The sequence below is a fragment of the Nocardia sp. NPDC004722 genome (assembly GCF_053601505.1).
Genome location: NZ_JBSGBY010001098.1, coordinates 1 through 1,190, shown reverse-complemented (window position 1 = coordinate 1,190; position 1,190 = coordinate 1). Strand labels below are relative to the sequence as shown.

The window sequence follows — 1,190 nt, the reverse complement described above, 5'->3', positions numbered from 1 at the left end:
TTCTCGGGCAGGTCTCCGACGCGGAGAAGGCGTCGGCCATGCGCAGCGCCGACGTGTACGTCGCCCCGAATCTGGGCGGCGAGAGCTTCGGCATCGTGCTGGTGGAGGCGATGGCCGCCGGCACCGCGGTGGTGGCCAGCGATCTGGACGCCTTCCGGCGGGTGCTGCGCGACGGCACCGCCGGGCAGCTGGTGCCCGTCGGCGACTCCGACGGGCTGGCCGAGGCGATCTCCAGCATGCTCACCGACGACGCGCGGCGCGAGGAGTACATCCGCACCGCCAATCAGGTGGTCGGCGAATACGATTGGCCGGTGGTGGCCGAGCAGATCCTGCGGGTCTACGAGACCGTCACCGTCGGCGACATGCGGGTGCGGACCGCCGGATGATCACCTTCTCCGCGACGACCATCCTGGTCCTCGCCCTCATCGCGGCGCTGATCATCACCGCCGCCGTCTGGGCCTACAGCACCGCCAACCGACTCGACCGCCTGCACGTGCGCACCGACCAGGCGCGGCACGCGCTGGACGCGGCGCTGGCGCGACGGGCGCTCGTCGGCCGCTCGATCGCCACCACCCTGGCCGGGTTGTACGACCCTGCGCTCGTCGAGCAGGCGCGGCGGTTGACCGCACTGGCCGACCGCGCCGAACGCTCCAACTGGCGCGACCGCGAAACCGTCGAAAACCAGCTCGCCGCGGCATTGTCCGCCGTCGACATCGCCCTGCTGCCCCCGCAGCTGGTGGCCGAGCTGGCCGATGCCGAGGCGCGGGTCCTGATCGCGCGCCGCTTCCACAACGACGCCGTCCGCGACACCCTCGCGCTGCGCACCCGCCGCCTGGTGCGCTGGGTGCACCTGGCCGGTACCGCGCCGCTGCCGACCTACTTCGAGATCTCCGAGCGCGTGACGGCCGCGGCCTCAACGGGTTTGGACGTCGACACCGTCCGCACGTCGGCGCGCGTCATCCTCGTCGACGAGAACGACCGCGTCCTGCTGCTGCAAGGCGTCGACCCGAAGGTCCCCGACGTGCCCTTCTGGTTCACCGTCGGCGGCGGCGTCAACCCGGGAGAAACCCTGCGCGAGGCCGCGATCCGCGAACTCTACGAGGAGACCGGCTACGCCGCCGACTCCTCGGCGCTGCGCGGCCCCCTGTGGCGTCGCGTCGCCGTGTTCCCCTTCAACGGCGAACTCATCC

Annotated in this window: 2 protein-coding genes; both read left to right on the top strand. The window is 71.9% G+C overall.

The annotated features are described in order from the left end of the window. A partial coding sequence (locus ACWELQ_RS46025; protein ID WP_452403248.1) for a glycosyltransferase family 4 protein occupies window positions 1–386 on the top strand: 386 nt, incomplete at its 5' end. Next, window positions 386–1,190: NUDIX hydrolase (locus ACWELQ_RS46020; protein WP_452403247.1), on the top strand; the 805-nt coding region annotated here is incomplete at its 3' end. The genes ACWELQ_RS46025 and ACWELQ_RS46020, both read left to right, overlap by 1 nt.